The 16,491-nt window shown below is 66.2% G+C and carries 14 protein-coding genes and 1 pseudogene; 3 read left to right on the forward strand and 12 right to left on the reverse strand.

The window, feature by feature from the left end; genetic code table 11:
• The 4 genes and pseudogenes from AB4Y44_RS22230 to AB4Y44_RS22245 form a co-directional block, all read right to left on the reverse strand.
• Window positions 1-127, reverse strand: a pseudogene (locus tag AB4Y44_RS22230) (acetyl-CoA C-acetyltransferase); the annotation flags it as partial.
• Window positions 128-217: 90 nt separating this feature from the next.
• A complete protein-coding gene (gene phaC / locus AB4Y44_RS22235; protein WP_342920448.1) occupies window positions 218-2,134 on the reverse strand; it encodes a class I poly(R)-hydroxyalkanoic acid synthase in 1,917 nt (638 codons plus the stop codon).
• A gap of 510 nt (window positions 2,135-2,644) precedes the next feature.
• Window positions 2,645-3,514: a peptidoglycan editing factor PgeF gene (gene pgeF / locus AB4Y44_RS22240; RefSeq protein WP_368700912.1), complete on the reverse strand. Its 870-nt coding sequence runs from the start codon at window positions 3,512-3,514 to the stop codon at window positions 2,645-2,647.
• Window positions 3,511-4,785 (reverse strand): RluA family pseudouridine synthase, encoded by a 1,275-nt coding sequence (locus tag AB4Y44_RS22245; RefSeq protein ID WP_368700913.1) that lies wholly within the window; start codon window positions 4,783-4,785, stop codon window positions 3,511-3,513. Before AB4Y44_RS22245 ends, pgeF begins: the two co-directional genes overlap by 4 nt.
• Window positions 4,786-4,826: 41 nt before the next feature.
• Between AB4Y44_RS22245 and AB4Y44_RS22250 the strand changes: the two genes are divergently transcribed.
• Window positions 4,827-5,723, forward strand: a complete 897-nt coding sequence (locus tag AB4Y44_RS22250) for an outer membrane protein assembly factor BamD (protein WP_342920451.1) — start codon at window positions 4,827-4,829, stop codon at window positions 5,721-5,723.
• Window positions 5,724-5,841: 118 nt separating this feature from the next.
• Here the strand turns inward: AB4Y44_RS22250 and rlmD are convergent, their stop codons facing one another.
• Window positions 5,842-7,260 (reverse strand): 23S rRNA (uracil(1939)-C(5))-methyltransferase RlmD, encoded by a 1,419-nt coding sequence (rlmD, locus tag AB4Y44_RS22255; protein ID WP_342920703.1) that lies wholly within the window; start codon window positions 7,258-7,260, stop codon window positions 5,842-5,844.
• A 278-nt stretch (window positions 7,261-7,538) separates the two neighbouring features.
• On the opposite strand from rlmD, the gene AB4Y44_RS22260 reads away from it, so the two are divergent.
• Window positions 7,539-8,420, forward strand: coding sequence for an endonuclease/exonuclease/phosphatase family protein (locus AB4Y44_RS22260; protein WP_342920452.1), 882 nt, complete (start codon window positions 7,539-7,541; stop codon window positions 8,418-8,420).
• A 15-nt stretch (window positions 8,421-8,435) separates the two neighbouring features.
• On the opposite strand, the gene AB4Y44_RS22265 is transcribed toward AB4Y44_RS22260, so the two are convergent.
• From AB4Y44_RS22265 to surE, 5 genes are read right to left on the reverse strand one after another with little or no spacing between them, the layout of a single operon-like run.
• Entirely contained in the window at window positions 8,436-9,215 is a 780-nt protein-coding gene (locus AB4Y44_RS22265) for a 3'-5' exonuclease (RefSeq protein WP_342920453.1), read from the reverse strand.
• A gap of 19 nt (window positions 9,216-9,234) precedes the next feature.
• Window positions 9,235-10,341, reverse strand: coding sequence for an RNA polymerase sigma factor RpoS (gene rpoS, locus AB4Y44_RS22270; RefSeq protein WP_342920454.1), 1,107 nt, complete (start codon window positions 10,339-10,341; stop codon window positions 9,235-9,237).
• A gap of 13 nt (window positions 10,342-10,354) precedes the next feature.
• Window positions 10,355-11,278, reverse strand: a complete 924-nt coding sequence (locus AB4Y44_RS22275) for a peptidoglycan DD-metalloendopeptidase family protein (protein ID WP_266229031.1) — start codon at window positions 11,276-11,278, stop codon at window positions 10,355-10,357.
• A gap of 5 nt (window positions 11,279-11,283) precedes the next feature.
• A complete protein-coding gene (locus AB4Y44_RS22280) occupies window positions 11,284-12,345 on the reverse strand; it encodes a protein-L-isoaspartate(D-aspartate) O-methyltransferase (protein ID WP_368700914.1) in 1,062 nt (353 codons plus the stop codon).
• A complete protein-coding gene (gene surE, locus AB4Y44_RS22285) occupies window positions 12,342-13,103 on the reverse strand; it encodes a 5'/3'-nucleotidase SurE (RefSeq protein ID WP_324158963.1) in 762 nt (253 codons plus the stop codon). The genes AB4Y44_RS22280 and surE overlap by 4 nt, the downstream gene beginning before the upstream one ends.
• A gap of 269 nt (window positions 13,104-13,372) precedes the next feature.
• Between surE and AB4Y44_RS22290 the strand changes: the two genes are divergently transcribed.
• On the forward strand, window positions 13,373-14,344 hold the full coding sequence (locus AB4Y44_RS22290; protein WP_133184312.1) for an NADPH:quinone oxidoreductase family protein: 972 nt from the start codon (window positions 13,373-13,375) through the stop codon (window positions 14,342-14,344).
• Window positions 14,345-14,427: 83 nt separating this feature from the next.
• Here the strand turns inward: AB4Y44_RS22290 and AB4Y44_RS22295 are convergent, their stop codons facing one another.
• Window positions 14,428-15,699: a CaiB/BaiF CoA transferase family protein gene (locus AB4Y44_RS22295; protein WP_368700915.1), complete on the reverse strand. Its 1,272-nt coding sequence runs from the start codon at window positions 15,697-15,699 to the stop codon at window positions 14,428-14,430.
• A 71-nt stretch (window positions 15,700-15,770) separates the two neighbouring features.
• Entirely contained in the window at window positions 15,771-16,367 is a 597-nt protein-coding gene (gene recR, locus AB4Y44_RS22300; RefSeq protein ID WP_133184310.1) for a recombination mediator RecR, read from the reverse strand.
• Between the last annotated feature and the right edge of the window lie 124 nt (window positions 16,368-16,491).

Genomic DNA, 16,491 nt, shown 5'->3' on the forward strand with positions numbered 1-16,491 from the left:
CACCCGCGCGCTCGAGCGCAGCCTTGATGACGATTGCGCCCAGGTCGGGCGCCGCCACCTTCGCGAGCGAGCCGCCGAATTTGCCTACTGCCGTACGTGCGGCCGAAACGATCACAATGTCAGTCATTTCCAGATCCTCCGGGCGACTTGGTGGCGCGCCATGCGCCCCGCCCGTCAAGTTGTTAATCCGAATTCCGCAGCAAGCGTTCCAGTTGCCTCAATCGCGCTGCTGCACATAACGCCCCGGCGCCGGCTCGATCTCGGGGAACTCCGCCGAGCCGGCTTGCGCACGCGGCTTCACCTTCTTGCCGCCGTACTGATCGAGCCATTCAGCCCAGGTCGGCCACCAGCTGCCGGGTTTTTCCTCGGCAGCGGCGAACCAGTCGTCGGCCTCTTCGGGCAGATGCTTCGCGTCGGCCTCGATGCTCCAGAAGCTGCGCTTGTTCTTCGACGCCGGGTTGATCACGCCGGCGATATGGCCCGACGCGCCAAGCACGAATTTCAGCGGCCCAGACAGCAACGGCACCGACGCATACGCCGTGCGCCAGGGCACGATGTGATCCTCGCGCGAGCCGTAGATGAAGGTCGGCACGTCGATGCGCGACAAATCCACTTCCTCGCCGCACACCGTGAGCGCGCCCGGCTCACGCAGCTTGTTTTCGAGGTACGTATTGCGCAGGTACCAGGCGTACATCGGCCCCGGCAGGCTCGTCGAGTCGCTGTTCCAGAACAGCAGGTCGAACGGCGCGGGCGTACGGCCCTTCAGATAATTATCGACGACGTAGTTCCAGACCAGATCGTTGGGCCGCAGGAACGAGAACGTGTTCGCGAACTCGACGCCGCGCATGAGCCCCGGCGTGCCGCCGTTCTTGCCGCCGATGGTCTGCTCGCGCATCTGCACGTGGGCTTCGTCGACGAACACATCGAGCACGCCCGTGTCGCCGAAGTCGAGCATCGCGGTGAGCAGCGTCATCGACGCAGCGGGATGTTCGCCGCGCGCCGCCGCGACGGCCAGCGCCGTGGCGAGCAGCGTGCCGCCCACGCAAAACCCGAGCGTGTTGATCTGCTCGCGCTCGCTGATGCTGCGCGTCGTCTCGATGGCCGTGAGCACGCCTTCTTCGATGTAGTCGTCCCAGGAACGGTCCGCGATCGACGCGTCGCCGTTGTGCCACGAGACGAGGAACACCTGCTGCCCCTGCTCCAGCGCATACGCGACGAGCGAGTTCTCGGGCTGCAGGTCGAGGATGTAGTACTTGTTGATGCACGGCGGCACGATCAGAAGCGGCCGCTCGCGCACGGTGGCCGTGCGCGGCTTGTACTGGATCAGCTGGAACAGCGCGTTCTCGAACACGACCGAACCTTCGGTGGTCGCGAGATTGCGGCCCACCACGAAGCGCGATTCGTCGGTTTGCGAAATCTTGCCGCGCGACATGTCGCCGATCAGGTTCATCACACCCTGGCGCAGGCTCTCGCCGTGAGTTTCGAGCAAGGCGCTCTGCGCGTCAGGATTGAGTGCGAGGAAGTTGCTCGGCGAGGCCGCCGCGGTCCACTGCTGCACGGCGAAGCGAATGCGCTCGCGCGTCTTCGCATCGGTATCGATGGCGTCGACGAGTTCGTGCAGATAGCGCGCGTTGAGCAGATACCACGCCGCCGTGAACGCATACGCCGGCGTGGCCTTCCAGGCGTCGGAGCTGAAGCGCCGGTCCTTGAGTTCGGGCGCCTTTGGCGTGGTGTCGGTGGCCTGACGCAGCAAGTCGAGCGCGTCGCGCGAATATTCCGCCTGCAGATGCTGCAGCCGGGTGGGTTCGATCGATGCCGTCGGAAGCTTGAAACCTTCGAACGGGTTCGCGCCACCGAACGGATTGGCCGCGCCGAAAGGACTGCCGGCAGCGAACGGATTACCTGCGGCGAAGGGATTGCCTGCAGCAAAAGGATTGGACACAGCGAAAGGATTGCCTGCGGCAAAGGGATTGCCAGCGGCGAACGGATTGCCCGGCGCACCGTTGCCTGCTGGCGGCCACCAGTTGGCCGCGAGTCCCGTGAAGGGCGCTTGCTGCGCCGCGCCGCCGGTTTGCTGCGCAGCATTCAGGGCGCTCTTCCAGGCGTTCGTCCACGCGTCGAGATACTGCTGCATGCCGGCTGCGTCGGGAGCAAAAGGCGGATTGCCGCGCGTTGCACCATCAGTTGAGGCGCCCGTGCCCGGGGCAGTCTTGGAACGTTGAGATGCCGTCATGCCTGCTTTTGACCGATGTGTCCCGAAGGACTGGTTGAGAGGCAGGTGGTACGCATACGGGCGCCATTGCGGCGCTCGTCACGACCTGTCCCGTGGGTGAAGGACATTCTTGCTCCCCATTGCAAAGCGTGTCAATGCTTGTGCCCGATTTTGCCGCGCTGCGATATTTTTTTAATTATCGTTTTCCCGATGTAATCAATTGTTTAACTGCCGCGACACATTGCTGTGCGGTCTGGCGCACAAAAATCCGCCGTCGCGGCAAGCGTTTGCAGTGCAATGCGGTAATCGGGGAGCCAATGCGCGGTGAGTGGCGCAGAGTGCGTTGCGGGAATAGCTGCAGCGCAACATAAAATCGTCTGACTCGCCACGCGCCGCCGCGCTGCATCACGGCGGCGGCACGTTGCGGCGACGTCAGGGATTGAGCCAGATCAGCGCGGCCATGCGGCCGGTGACGCGATCGCGCCGGTACGAGTAGAAGCGCTCACGCAGCGTAACCGTGCACAGGTCGCCGCCGCTCACGTGGCGCACGCCGAGCGTATCGAGCCGCAGACGCGCCAGTGCTGTGAGATTGGCGAGGTATTTGCCGCTCGCCTCGGGGCGCGCCACGAAGGCCGCTGCAGTGGCGGCACGGTGTGCATCGCGTCGCACCGCGTCGACCTGCTCCACATGGGTCATGAACGCATCGCGCACGTCGGCGCCGACCTCAAAGGCTGTCGGCCCGATTGCGGGGCCGAGGTACGCATGCAGGTCGGCCGTCGCACAGCCCGCGAGCGCAGCAACGCGCTCGGCCGTGCGCTCGATGACGCCCGCGGCCAGCCCGCGCCAGCCCGCGTGCGCGGCGCCCACGGCGCGGCCCTCGGCATCGCAGAGCAAGACGGGCATGCAGTCGGCCACCATCACCGTGGAGGCGATGCCGGGCTCGGCGGTCACGCTCGCATCGGCTTCGAGCGGAGCGCCCGCGCGCGCGGCGGCAAGCGCCTGCGCGGCGTCGACCACGATCGGACCGTGTATCTGCTTGAGCCACGCGGCCGGCACGCCCGCATGCGCGAGCAGCCGCGCGCGGTTCGCCTCGACGTGCGCGAGATCGTCGCCGGAGCCGCGGCCGAGATTCAGGCCGCCGGGGAGATCCACGCCTTCACCGCCCCGCGCCGCCTGCCAACGCCCGAATGGCGGCTCGCTCACGCCACCGTCGCGCGTCGTCACCAGGGCGCGTACGCGCGGCGAAACCTGCCAGTCGGGATGCAGCAAAGCGTCGGATGTCAGTTCCGGGCAGGTCGTCATGCGTGCTTGTCCTCGTCTTGCTCGTCTTGCTCGTCTTGCTCGTCTTGCTCGTCGTCTTCGTCGTCTTCGTAATCTTCTTCGTCGCTGCCGATCACGTAGCCTTCGTCCGTGTAGGCGCTGTCGAACATGTCTGCATCGAAGCCGGCTTCGTCGTCGTCTTCCTCGCCGCCGAAGCCGAGCGCCTCGATCAGCGCGTCCAGGTCGTCGGGCACTTCGGCGCGCCATTGCATCGAGCGGCCCGTGACCGGATGAACCAGGCCGAGACGCCACGCGTGCAGCGCCTGGCGCGCAAAGCCATCGGGCAGCGCCGCGACCGAGCGCTTGCCGCGCGCGTGGCCGTACACCGGATCGCCCAGCAGCGGATGACCGATGTGCGCGCAGTGCACACGAATCTGGTGGGTGCGCCCCGTTTCCAGGTCGCAATGAATGGCGCTCACCGGCTGGTTGTGCCAGAGCGTCTTGTCGATGCGCCGGAAGTGCGTGCGCGCGGGCTTGCCCGAAGCGCCCTTCACCACCGCCATGCGCGTGCGTTCGCGCGGGTCGCGGCCGATGGGTGCGTCGATGGTGCCTTCGTCGGCCATGTTGCCCCACACGAGCGCGAGATAGCGGCGCTTGACTGTGCGCGCCTGCAACTGGCGCACGAGGTCGGTCTGCGCCTGGAGCGTGCGCGCGACGACCATCAGCCCCGACGTTTCCTTGTCGAGCCGATGGACGATCCCCGCGCGCGGCAGCCCCGCCGCCGCTTCGCCATAGCGATGCAGGAGGCCGTTGAGGAGCGTGCCGCTCCAGTTGCCCGCGGCCGGATGCACGACGAGCCCGGCAGGCTTGTTGATGACGACGATGGCGTCGTCCTCGTAGACGATGTCGAGCGGCACCGGCTCGGGCGTGAACGCGAGCTGTTCGGGCAGGAGGTCCGGCACGAGCTCGATGGTCGCGCCGAGCGGCACCGGCTGGCGCACCTTGGCCGGCTTGCCGTCCACGCGCACGCGCTGCTCCTCGATCCAGCCCTGCAGACGGCTGCGTGAAAATTCCGGAAATACTTTGGCGAGCACCTTGTCGAGGCGCTCGCCCGCGAGCTCATCTGGCACCTGAACCGAGCGCGGGGCCTCGTCGCCGCGCACACGCGGGGCGCCGCCGGCGCCCTCGCCTGCGAGTTCGTCGTCGAGCCCCTCACTGGCGGCTGCGTCATCGGGCGCATCGCCCAGGCTATAATCTCTGATGCTGTTTTGGGCGCCGGGAGCGCCGGCCCCCGGAATAACTGTACGGGTCATTGAGTCTGGGTCACCTGTGGACCTGAAGCTGGACTGGATAAATGCGAGCCTTGAACACGATTACGAAACTGGCCCAACACGCGGTGGCCCGAAACGCAATGCGCGCGACGCGAGCAAACACGCTCGGCAAGATCGGCAACATCATTCGACTTGCTGCTTGCGGCGCGGCGCTCGTCGTGGTCGCGGCCTGCCACGGCCTGCCGGAAAAGACCGACGAAACGGCAGCATGGAACAACAACAAATTATATACGGAGGCCCAGGACGCGCTCTCCGGCGGCGACTGGGGCAAGTGCGCAAAATATTTTGAAGCACTCCAGGGCCGCGACCCGTTCGGCCACTTCGCCCAGCAGGCGCAGATCAACGTGGCCTACTGCAACTGGAAGGACAACGAGAACGACGCCGCCGACCAGGCGATCAACCGCTTCATCCAGCTGCACCCGGATCACCCGGACGTCGCCTACGCGTACTACCTCAAGGGCATGATCCACTTCAACGACGACCTGGGTCTGTTCGGCCGCTTCTCGGGCCAGGACATGAGCGAGCGCGACCCGAAGTCGCTGCGCGAGTCGTATGACGCGTTCAAGGTCGTGGTCGACAAGTATCCGCAGAGCAAGTACGCGCCGGACGCCGCCCAGCGCATGCGCTACATCGTGAACGCGCTCGCTTCGCACGAAGTGCACGCCGCCGACTACTACTATCGCCGCGGCGCCTATGTGGCGGCGATCAACCGCGCGCAGCTCGCGATTCAGGACTACAAGAGCGCGCCGGCAATCGAAGACGCGCTGCACATCATGATCCTGTCGTACCAGAAGCTCGATCAGCCGCAGCTTGCCGAAGACACGCGCCGCGTGCTCGCCGGCACCTTCCCGGACAGCCCGTACATCACCGGTCACGCGCGTCCCGGTAAGGAAAACAAGTCCTGGTGGCAGATCTGGTGATCGCCGCGCCTCTAGCCTGAGGCCCGCTGCAAAGCAAAACGCCACGGTTTCCCGTGGCGTTTTTTTTGGCTTCAGCGGCGGCAGCGTTGGCCAGGTGCCTGCGCTGCCGCGCGCTTGCTCAATCGCGCTCGAACAGCGCGATCGATTCGACGTGCGACGTGTGCGGGAACATGTTGACCACGCCCGCGCCCTTGAGCCGGTAGCCGGCCTCGTTGACGAGCACGCCCGCATCGCGCGCCAGCGTCCCAGGACTGCACGACACATAGACGATGCGTTTGGGCAGCGGGCCATTGCCGCTCTGCGCGATTTCCGCGAGCGCCTGGGAAACGGCGAACGCGCCCTCGCGTGGCGGGTCGACGAGGAACTTGTCGAAGTGGCCGAGCGCGCGTATGTCGTCGGCAGTGACTTCGAACAGGTTGCGGCACGCAAACGACGTGTGGCCGTCCACGCCATTGGCGCGGGCATTTTCGAGCGCGCGCGCCGTCAGCGTATCGCTGCCTTCGATCCCCACCACTTCGCGCGCGAGGCGCGCGAGCGGCAGCGTGAAGTTGCCGATGCCGCAGAACAGATCGAGCACGCGGTCGCCGGCCTCCGGTGCGAGCAGGCGCAGCGCGCGACCCACCAGCACGCGGTTGATCTGGTGATTGACCTGGGTGAAGTCCGTCGGCTTGAACGGCATGCGAATGCCGTATTCGGGCAGCGTGTAGTCCAGTTCCTTGTCGAGCGGATAAAACGGGAACACCGTGTCCGGGCCCTTCGGCTGCAGCCAGAACTGGACGTTGTGCTCGTCCGCGAACGCGCGCAGCAGGTCTTCGTCGGCGGCCGTGAGCGGCTCGAGGATACGCAGCACGAGCGCCGTCACGCTCGAACCCACGGCGAGTTCGATTTGCGGCATGCGATCGCGAATCGACAGCGCGGCCACCAGATGGCGCAGCGGCACGAGCATCGCCGAGACGTTCGGCGGCAGCACTTCGCAGCTCGTCATGTCGGCCACGTAGCTGCTCTTCTTCTCGTGGAAGCCGACCAGCACGCCGCCCTTCTTCGGCACGTTGCGCACGGTGAGGCGCGCACGATAGCGGTAGCCCCACGACGGCCCGTGAATCGGCCGGAACATCGTCTCCGAGCGCACCTTCGAGAGGTGCATGAGGTTGTCCTCGAGCACACGCTGCTTGACGGCGATCTGCGCGCGCACGTCGAGATGCTGCATCGAGCAGCCGCCGCAGGTGCCGAAGAACGCGCATTGCGGCTTCGTGCGGATCGCGCTCTCGCGCAGCACGTCGACCACCTGCGCCTGTTCGAAGGTGGGCTTCTTGCGGTAGCTCAGGTAGGTCACGCGCTCGCCCGGCAACGCGCCCTCGACGAAGATCACCTTGCCGGGCTCACCCGTCTCGGTCACGGTGCGGCCAACGCCGCGGGCCTCCATGTCGAGCGACTCGATCTCGAGAATGGGGGCATGAGCGACCGAAGCTTCGATGGCGGCGCGCTTTTCGGCGCGGCGCTCGCGCTTGCTGCGCTTTTTCGGGGGCGTGGACGGCATGGGCTCGGCCTGGGCAGGCTCGGCTTGAGGGTCGGGGGCAGCTTGAGACACCAGCGGATTCCTGACTGACGATGAGTGAATTGTGGGCGAAGGCGAGATTGTAGTCGAAGTCGGCGCCCGCGCTCCGGCGCTGCTGTTTTCGAACTGGTCCGATCGTGCTCGCTGCGCCCCATAGCGACCGCGGCCATCGCATTCGTCATACAACACGTCGGGAGAAACCAGGCTAGGGTTAAACGTGCGTGCGGGAATCCCCGTCGCGCTATGCGAGGAGCGTGCCGATGAAACTGGTGAGCTGGAATGTGCAGTGGGGACGCGACGCGTCTGGCGTCGTCGATCTCGCGCGCACGGTGCGCGAGGCCCAGCGCCTCGCCGACTTCGACGTGCTATGCCTGCAGGAGATCACGCGCGGCTTCCGGGCGCTGCCAGGTGGTCCGGGCGACGATCAGTTCGCCGAACTGCGCTCGCTGCTGCCCGGCTATACGGTCATCGAGGCCATCGGCGCCGACTTGCCTGCGCTGGGTGACGCGCAAGCCTCCGGTCAAATCGCGGCGCAGATGCCGCGCCGCCAGTTCGGCAACGCGCTCGCCACGCGCTTGCGCGTCGCGCAGGTTTTTCGCCACGCCCTGCCGTGGCCCGCCGACTCCACCGCACCCTCGATGCAACGCGTGGCGCTCGAAGCCGTGCTCGACGCGCCGGGCGGCGCGCTGCGCGTACTGGTCACGCATCTGGAGTTCTATTCGCTGCGCCAGCGGCTCGCGCAAGTGGACGAGTTGCGACGCCTGCAGCAGGAAGCCGCCGATCACGCGGCGCATCCCGCGCCCGCCGAAAACGATGTCGGCCCGTTCGCCCGCACCGCGCGCCCGCTATCCGCGATCGTCTGCGGCGATTTCAACAGCGCGTGGGGCAGCGAGGCGTACACACGCATGCTCGAACCGCTCGCGGGCAGCCCCGCCTTCCTCGACGCGTGGACCGCGCTGCATGCGGGCGCGACGCCACCGCCGACGGCCGGCGTCTACGACACGCAGCAATGGTCGGACGGCCCGCTCGCGTGCGACTTCGTTTTCGTCACGGAGGATTTGCGCCCACGTTTGCGAAGCTGCGAGATAAACGGCGCGACCCAGGCTTCGGATCATCAGCCGATCGTGCTCGAACTCGGCTGAGAGACGACGCCGTGCCTAGCTCGCGAACGCCTTGAGATACTCGCCCCAATGCGGTGCGGTTTCCGCGGCGAGCGACTGCTTCACGAACTCGATCTCATCCGCATATTCGCGCTCTGTGAAACCGCCGCGCATCATCTGAAACCGGCAATAGAGCAGATACGTGTTGACCACGTCGGTTTCGCAGTAGTTGCGGATCTCTTCGATGCGGCCGTCCTGAAACGCGGTCCACACCTGAGCGCCATCCATGCCGAGCTTGCCCGGAAAACCGCAGAGTTTCGCGAGCGCGTCGAGCGGCGCATTCGCGCGCGGCTGGTACATCGCGAGTACGTCCATCAGGTCGGTGTGACGCGTGTGGTAGCGGCTAAGGTAGTTGTTCCACTTGAACTCGCGGTCCTCTTCGCCCGTTTCCCAATAGCGCACCGCGCGAATGCCGTGCACCAGCGCCCGATAGTGCAGCACCGGCAAGTCGAAGCCGCCGCCGTTCCATGACACGAGTTGCGGCGAGTACTTCTCGATCGTGCGGTAGAACGAATCGATCAGGCGCGCTTCGCCGTCTTCGGGCGTGCCGAGCGAGCGCACGCGAAAGCCCTGGCCATCGCGAAACACGCACGAGATCGCGGCGACGCGCTGCAGGTGATGCGGGAGGAAATCGCTGCCGGTCTTCTCGCGGCGCGCGACGAAGGCGTGCTCGGCGACTTCGGTGTCGGTGAGCGTTGCGGGCAGATCGTCGAGACGGCGAATGCCGTCGACATCGGGAATCGTCTCGATGTCGAATACGAGTACAGGAACTGTCATTCAGATGGACTGCGAGGGTTTAGAGAACGGCGTCCTTGCGCACGCCGTTCGAAGCGAAAAAGCGTTTGAGGCGCACCAGCGCTTCCTGCTGGATCTGCCGCACGCGCTCGCGGGTGAGGCCCATTTCGTCGGCCAGCTCTTCGAGCGTGGCGGGCTCGATATGGTTCAGCCCGAAGCGCCGTTCGATGACGTGCCGATGCTTATCGGATAACCGGCCGAGCCACGCGCGTGTAAGCGTTTCCAGCTCGCGATGCTGCACTTCGGCATCGGGCGACTGGCTCTGGTCGTCCGAGAGCAGGTCGAGCAGGCTGCTGGCCGGGTCGAGGTCGAGCGGCGCGTCGAGCGAGGCCGTGTGTTCGTTGAGCGCGAGAATGTCGGTGACTTCCTCGGTGGTCTTGCCGGTGAGATACGCGATGTCGTCGATGCTCGCGTCGCGCCGCTCGGAGGCCGAATCGGCGTTGAGCGAATTCTTCTCCAGATGTCGCTTCGCGCGCAGCACCTGGTTGAGCTCACGGATCACGTGCACCGGCAAACGCACGGTGCGCGCCTGGTTCATGATCGCGCGCTCGATGCTCTGGCGGATCCACCAGGTCGCGTACGTCGAGAAACGGAAGCCGCGCGTGGGATCGAACTTCTCGATTGCATGCATGAGGCCGAGGTTGCCCTCCTCGATCAGGTCGAGCAGCGGCACACCTCGATTGAGGTAACCCTTGGCAATGCTGACAACGAGGCGCAGATTGCGCTCGATCATGACCTGACGCGCTTCGAACTCGCCGGCCTTGGCGAGCCGCGAGTAACGCTGCTCCTCCTCAACAGTGAGGAGCGGCTTCACGCTGATCCGGTTCAGATAATGCTGGATGGTATCGGCCGTGAGTTCGGCCTGCAGCATGGCGCGGAAATCGTCGGCGTCGGGCGCGGCCTCGGCGGTTTCGGCGCCCTCGCCCGAACCGCCTTCGTCGGACTGCGAATCGCGCTCTTCACGCTCCTCGCGCTCGTCGTAGTCGCGGCCACTGTCGAGGTCGGGCGACGCGTCGTCGTCGCCCGCCTGCGCGCCGTCCTCCACCGAAACCTGGGCGGCTTGGCTGTCAGACTCGGATTGCTGCAGACGGCGCTTCGATTTCGGCATGGTCGGCTCGCTTTTATTGCGGCGGCAAGTACTTCAGTGGGTCGACGGGCTTACCCTGACGGCGTACTTCGAAATGCAGCATCACCCGGTCTGAGTCGGTATTGCCCATTTCGGCGATCTTCTGACCTTTGGTGACCGCATCCCCTTCTTTTACCATCAAAGTCCGGTTGTGTGCATACGCGGTCAAAAACGTCGCGTCATGCTTGATGATAATGAGATTGCCGTAACCGCGCAGCCCATTTCCGGCATAAACCACGCGTCCATCGCCGGCTGCCTTGACAGGATCGCCCGGCGCACCGCCAATATTGATGCCCTTGTTCTTCGTGTCGTCGAAGCCGTTGAGCACCGGACCACGCACCGGCCACGCGAGCGCGATGTTGCCGCCCGGCGCCGCGGCCATGTCGCCGCCGCTTGCGCCCGGCTGCGGCGGCACGGCGGCCGTCGGCGGCGCAGCGTTCGCACCCGAACCGTAGATCGGCGGCTGCGCCGGCGTCCCCGCTGCCGGAGCGCCCGGCGCCGCGCCCACACCCGGCACCGGCGCGGTCACGACACCCGGCGTGTATGCCGACGGATTCGCACCCGGCGGCACGACGCGCAACAACTGGTCCACCTCAATCTGGTTCGGATTGGTGAGATTGTTCCACGTCGCGATGTCGCGATAATTCTGGCCGTTTTCGAGCGCAATCCTATAGAGAGTGTCGCCCGGCTTCACCCGGTAATATCCCGGAGGCGGCGGCCCGAGCGGCACTGGAGGCTGTGCGGCCGCCGTGCCGAGCGGCGCGGTGCGGTCCACCACAGGTGCCTGATCGAGTCGCGTGGCGCAGGCGGCCAGAAGACAGAGCGCGGCGACCGCGGCGCCGCGCTGGGCTGCGATCAGCGTGGCTTCGGGCAGGTCGACATTCAGGCGGTTTCTTTTGATCGCGCGCAACATACTCATCGGATTCAGATCACTCCAGATTTTAAGGGGACAAAGAAAACGCGATCCAGGCGTGACTCTCGCCACTGCGCCGGCCCGGTACGCTCGACGAGCGTGAGGACCTGCGTCGCTTCGCCGGCGGCACTCAGGGTACCGGACACCGCTACCGGCGCCACGAGCCGCCCGCCGATGGCGAGTTGCTCGAGCAGCGCCTGCGGCACGTCGAAGCCCGCAGCAGCGATCACGATCGCGTCGAACGGCGCCGCCGACGGCAAACCGAGCCGTCCGTCGCCGTAGTGCAAGCGGATATTCGGGATACGCAGCGGACGAAGATTCGTCTTCGCGCGCTCGTATAACGGCTTGATGCGCTCAATGGAATACACGTCGCGTGCGATCTGGCTCAACACCGCTGCCTGATAGCCGCAGCCGGTGCCGATTTCCAGCACGCGCTCCAGCACACGGCCCGCGCCCGCGAGCTCGAGCATGCGCGCGACCACGGAAGGCTTCGAGATGGTCTGGTGATGACCGATCGGCAACGCCGCATCTTCGTAGGCCTGGGTAGCGAGACCCGGGTCGATGAACATGTGGCGCGGCACGGCCGCGAGCGCCTGGAGCACGCGCGCGTCGGCAGTGCCGTTCGCACGCAGGCGTTCGACCATGCGTTCGCGTACGCGTTCCGAAGTCAGCGCATGTGCGCCGTTGAGTGCAACGGCGGGCGCGCCCGTGACGGCCATCGCGGCACGCGGCACACTCGCGCCGCCCGGCATGGCGGCGCGCGGCGCGGCTGCGTTGCCGGCAGGATGCACAGGCTTGATCGAACTCGCCGGCTTCGCGCTCACCGGCTTCGCATTGACCGGCTTGGCAGGCGGCGCCTTGAACGGCGTGCTCGCGGTGGACTTCGCGGCGGCCGGATTACCTACCTTCGCGCCGGGCTTCGCGAGCGCGCCGACGCCCGGTTTCGACGGACTGCTGCTGCCCGCGCTCGCGAGCGACGTGCGTGCATCGCCCGGGCGCGCGTCGCGCCGGCGCGGCTCGCGTACGAGATCCGCAAGCCCGAGCGGAAAACGCTTCGTGCGCTCGCCCGTCATGAAGCACTGCCGCCCTTGCGCGCCCAGTCGTGCGTCGCGGACAGCATTTGCGTATGGGTGAGATCGAGTTGCAGCGGCGTGATCGACACATGGCCGTTCGCTACCGCGTGGAAGTCCGTGCCCTCGCTCGCATCGCGTGCGCTGCCCGACGGCCCGATCCAGTAGATCGGCTCGCCGCGCGGGTTGGTCTCGCGGATCACGGGCTGCGAAGGATGACGCTTGCCGAGGCGTGTGACACGCCAGTCGCCAAGCTCGTCGTACGGCAGGTTCGGAATGTTGACGTTCAGCAGCGGATGACCCGGCAGCGGATTCGCGAGGTAATGCGCGACGATCTCGGCCGCGACGCGCGCGGCGGAATCGAGATGCACCCAGTCTTTATCGACGAGCGAGAACGCGATGGCCGGCAGGCCGAACATAATGCCTTCGGTCGCCGCGGCCACCGTGCCCGAGTACAGCGTGTCCTCGCCCATGTTCTGGCCGTTGTTGATGCCGGAGACCACGAGGTCGGGCTGCTGGTCGAGCATGCCCGTGAGCGCGATGTGCACCGAGTCGGTGGGCGTGCCGTTCACGTAATAGAAGCCGGTGCTCGCCGATCGCAACACCGACAGCGGGCGCCACAGCGTAAGCGAGTTCGATGCGGCGCTGCAGTTCTGCTCGGGCGCCATGACCGTGACTTCGCCGAGCGGCTTGAGCGCTTCATAAAGCGCCGCAAGCCCGGGGGCGAGATAACCGTCGTCGTTGCTGAGTAGTATTCGCATCGAGCGATTGTAACCGAGGAAAGAAGGCACGCGAACGACAGCCCGGCCCATGCGCCAGGGCGTGTCTGCCACGGGGCTGCACGTCGAAATCATGCGCCGGTCCGGGGCGCATTCGCATCCACGGCACGCCTCGAAAGCCACCTGTCATCGACGCGAAATAAATCGCACGATCGTTCGCATTGCGGCGGATTGCCGTACACTGTCCCGCGGTAGCGAATGCATGACCGACGCAACTGCAAGCAACCGAACCGGAAAAGACAGGAGACACGATGCGCGCAATCCGCTGCAACCAGTACGGACCACCCGACTCGCTCACGCTCGAAGACTCGCCCGACCTCGTGCCGGGCCCCGGTCAGGTCGTGATCGACGTGAAGGCCGCGGCCGTCAACTTTCCCGACGTGCTCATCATCGAGAACAAGTATCAGATGAAGCCCCCGCTGCCCTTCACGCCCGGCGCCGAACTCGCGGGCGTCGTGCGCGCGGCGGGCGAAGGCGTGAAGCTCGCGCCCGGTACGCGCGTAGTGGCCTACGTGGGCACTGGCGCGTTCGCCGAGCAGGCGCTTGCGGACGCATCGGCGTGCGTGGCGCTGCCCGAGGGCGCCGATTTCGCAACGGCCGCCGCCTTCACGCTCGCGTATGGCACGTCGCATCACGCGGTGGTCGATCGCGCCGCGCTGCGCGCTGGCGAAACGATGCTCGTGCTCGGCGCGGCGGGCGGCGTGGGCCTCGCGGCGGTCGAAATCGGCAAGGTGCTCGGCGCGCGCGTGATCGCGGCCGCCTCGAGCGAAGAGAAGCTCGAAGTCTGCCGCCGCTTCGGTGCGGACGCCACCATCAACTACAGCACCGAGGACTTGCGCGAGCGCATCAAGGCACTCACCGACGGCAAAGGCCCCGACGTGATCTACGACCCGGTGGGCGGCGAGTATGCGGAACCGGCGTTCCGCAGCATCGGCTGGCGCGGCCGCTATCTCGTGGTCGGCTTCGCGAATGGAGAGATTCCCAAGCTGCCGCTCAATCTCGCGCTGCTCAAGGGCGCGAGCCTCGTCGGCGTGTTCTGGGGCGATTTCGCGCGTCGCGAGCCGCAGCACAATGCGGCGGCGTTCACGCAGATGATGGGCTGGATCGGCGAAGGCAAACTCAAGCCGTACGTCTCGAAGCGTTACAAGCTCGCCGACACCGCGCAGGCGCTCAAGGACATGGCCTCGCGCAAGGTGACGGGCAAGATCGTGATCGAGCCCTGAACGTTTCCTGTCACGCAGGACGCAAAACGAAAACGGCTCGCCGGTGGTTCACCGGCGAGCCGTTTTGCATGAGGCAAGCCGCCTTAGACGATGTGTTGCTCGCGCAACCGTGCGATGTCGTCCGCGTCGTAGCCCAGCGTCCGCAGGACTTCATCCGTATGCTCGCCCAACGCGGGGCCAAGCCAGCGGGTGTCGCCAGGCGTCGCCGAGAGCTTGGGTGTGACCGCGGGCAGCGCAATGTCCACGCCCTCGCCTTCTTTCTCACCCGGCGCTTGCCAGCGGAACTGCTGAATCATCTGGCGCGCCGCGAACTGCGGATCGGCGAACATGTCGGCCACGCTGTAGATGCGGCCCACGGGCACGTCGGCGGCATTGAGCACATCGAGCGCTTCGTTGATGGTGCGCGTTGAGAGCCACGCCGCGATTGCGCCGTCGATCTCCGCCGTGCGCGGCACGCGGCCGTCGTTGTGCGCGAGTTGCGGATCGTTCGCGAGGTCCGCGCGGTCGATCGCCATCATCAGGCGCTTGAAGATCGGATCGCTGTTGCCGCCGATCACGATGCTGCCGTCCCGGCACGGGTAGGTATTCGACGGCACGATACCCGGCAGCGACGCGCCGGTGCGCTCGCGCACCATGCCATACACGCCGTACTCGGGCACCACGCTCTCCATCATGTTGAACACGGCCTCATAGAGCGCGACATCGACGATCTGGCCGCTGCCGCCGTTCATGTTGCGATGATGGAGCGCCATCATCGCGCCGATCACGCCATGGAGCGCGGCAATCGAGTCGCCGATCGAAATGCCGATGCGCGGCGGCGGCAGATCGGGATAGCCGGTAATGTGGCGCAGGCCGCCCATCGATTCGGCGATCGCGCCGAAGCCCGGCCGGTCGCGGTACGGGCCGGTCTGGCCGTAGCCCGAGAGCCGCACCATCACGAGGCCGGGATTGTCCTTCGAGAGCACGTCGTAGCCGAGGCCGAGCTTTTCGAGCAGGCCTGGCCGGAAATTCTCGATGACGATGTCGGCTTCCTTCGCGAGCCGCCGCACGATCTCCTTGCCCTCTTCGGCTTTGAGGTTCACCGTGACGGACTTCTTGTTACGCGCCTGCACGGCCCACCAGAGCGACGTGCCACCCGCTTCCGGGTAGAGCTTGCGCCATTTGCGCAGCGGATCGCCGCCCTTGGGGTCTTCGATCTTGATGACTTCGGCGCCGAATTCGCCGAGAAAGCGGGCCGCGAACGGGCCCGCGATCAGCGTGCCGAGTTCGAGGACCTTGACGCCCGCGAGCGGGCCCGCGCCGTTCGCTGCGGATGCGTTCGACCGGGAATCGGGGGAAGCTGCGGCTGCGCTCATGGTGTCTCCTGTCGTTCTGTTCGGCCTGCGTCGCCCTATCGGGTACGCCGCGATCGAGGCATGGCGGGACGCTACATCGAGCGCCGGTCGAGCATGGCGCGCGCGATGGTGCCCGCGTCGACATATTCGAGTTCGCCGCCCACCGGCACGCCGCGCGCGAGGCGCGTGACCGCGAGTCCGCGCGCCTTGAGCGTCTGGCCGAGATAATGGGCCGTCGCCTCGCCCTCGTTCGTGAAATTGGTAGCAAGCACCACTTCCTTGACGACGCCGTCCGACGCGCGCTTCACGAGCCGGTCGAAATGGATCTCTTTCGGACCGATGCCGTCGAGCGGACTCAGATGCCCCATCAGCACGAAATACAAACCGCGGTACGTCATGGTCTGTTCGAGCATGATCTGGTCGGCCGGCGTTTCGACGACGCACAAGAGCGTAGGGTCACGCTCCTCGTCGAGGCACGTTTCGCACACCTGAGCTTCGGTGAAGGTATTGCACTTCTCGCAGTGTTTCAGGTTCTCGGTCGCGAACAGGAGCGCGTTGCCGAGTTTTTCGGCGCCGTCGCGGTCGTGCTGCATCAGGTGATAGGCCATGCGCTGCGCCGACTTCGGCCCGACACCGGGCAACACGCGCAGCGCCTCGACGAGAGCGGCGAGAGCGGAAGGTTGTTTCATGCGGATTCAGCGCGAGATGCGCGACGGGGTTTGAAGCGGAACCGGCTTCGAGGTGCTTCCTGCTGCTTGCTGCTTTTGACGCCATGACGCCCGCGCAGCCGTGCCAGTCGCGGCACGGCACGCG

The sequence above is a fragment of the Paraburkholderia sp. BR10937 genome (assembly GCF_040965695.1).
Taxonomy (GTDB): Bacteria; Pseudomonadota; Gammaproteobacteria; order Burkholderiales; family Burkholderiaceae; genus Paraburkholderia.

Excerpts from the sequence above, each read along its gene's own strand:
- phaC (WP_342920448.1), bottom strand. The coding sequence starts at position 2,134 with ATGCAGCAGTATCTCGACGCGTGGACGAACGCCTGGAAGAGCGCCCTG.
- pgeF (WP_368700912.1), bottom strand. The coding sequence starts at position 3,514 with ATGACGACCTGCCCGGAACTGACATCCGACGCTTTGCTGCATCCCGAC.
- AB4Y44_RS22245 (WP_368700913.1), bottom strand. The coding sequence starts at position 4,785 with ATGACCCGTACAGTTATTCCGGGGGCCGGCGCTCCCGGCGCCCAAAAC.
- AB4Y44_RS22250 (WP_342920451.1), top strand. The coding sequence starts at position 4,827 with ATGCGAGCCTTGAACACGATTACGAAACTGGCCCAACACGCGGTGGCC.
- rlmD (WP_342920703.1), bottom strand. The coding sequence starts at position 7,260 with ATGCCGTCCACGCCCCCGAAAAAGCGCAGCAAGCGCGAGCGCCGCGCC.
- AB4Y44_RS22260 (WP_342920452.1), top strand. The coding sequence starts at position 7,539 with ATGAAACTGGTGAGCTGGAATGTGCAGTGGGGACGCGACGCGTCTGGC.
- AB4Y44_RS22265 (WP_342920453.1), bottom strand. The coding sequence starts at position 9,215 with ATGACAGTTCCTGTACTCGTATTCGACATCGAGACGATTCCCGATGTC.
- rpoS (WP_342920454.1), bottom strand. The coding sequence starts at position 10,341 with ATGCCGAAATCGAAGCGCCGTCTGCAGCAATCCGAGTCTGACAGCCAA.
- AB4Y44_RS22275 (WP_266229031.1), bottom strand. The coding sequence starts at position 11,278 with ATGAGTATGTTGCGCGCGATCAAAAGAAACCGCCTGAATGTCGACCTG.
- AB4Y44_RS22280 (WP_368700914.1), bottom strand. The coding sequence starts at position 12,345 with ATGACGGGCGAGCGCACGAAGCGTTTTCCGCTCGGGCTTGCGGATCTC.
- surE (WP_324158963.1), bottom strand. The coding sequence starts at position 13,103 with ATGCGAATACTACTCAGCAACGACGACGGTTATCTCGCCCCCGGGCTT.
- AB4Y44_RS22290 (WP_133184312.1), top strand. The coding sequence starts at position 13,373 with ATGCGCGCAATCCGCTGCAACCAGTACGGACCACCCGACTCGCTCACG.
- AB4Y44_RS22295 (WP_368700915.1), bottom strand. The coding sequence starts at position 15,699 with ATGAGCGCAGCCGCAGCTTCCCCCGATTCCCGGTCGAACGCATCCGCA.
- recR (WP_133184310.1), bottom strand. The coding sequence starts at position 16,367 with ATGAAACAACCTTCCGCTCTCGCCGCTCTCGTCGAGGCGCTGCGCGTG.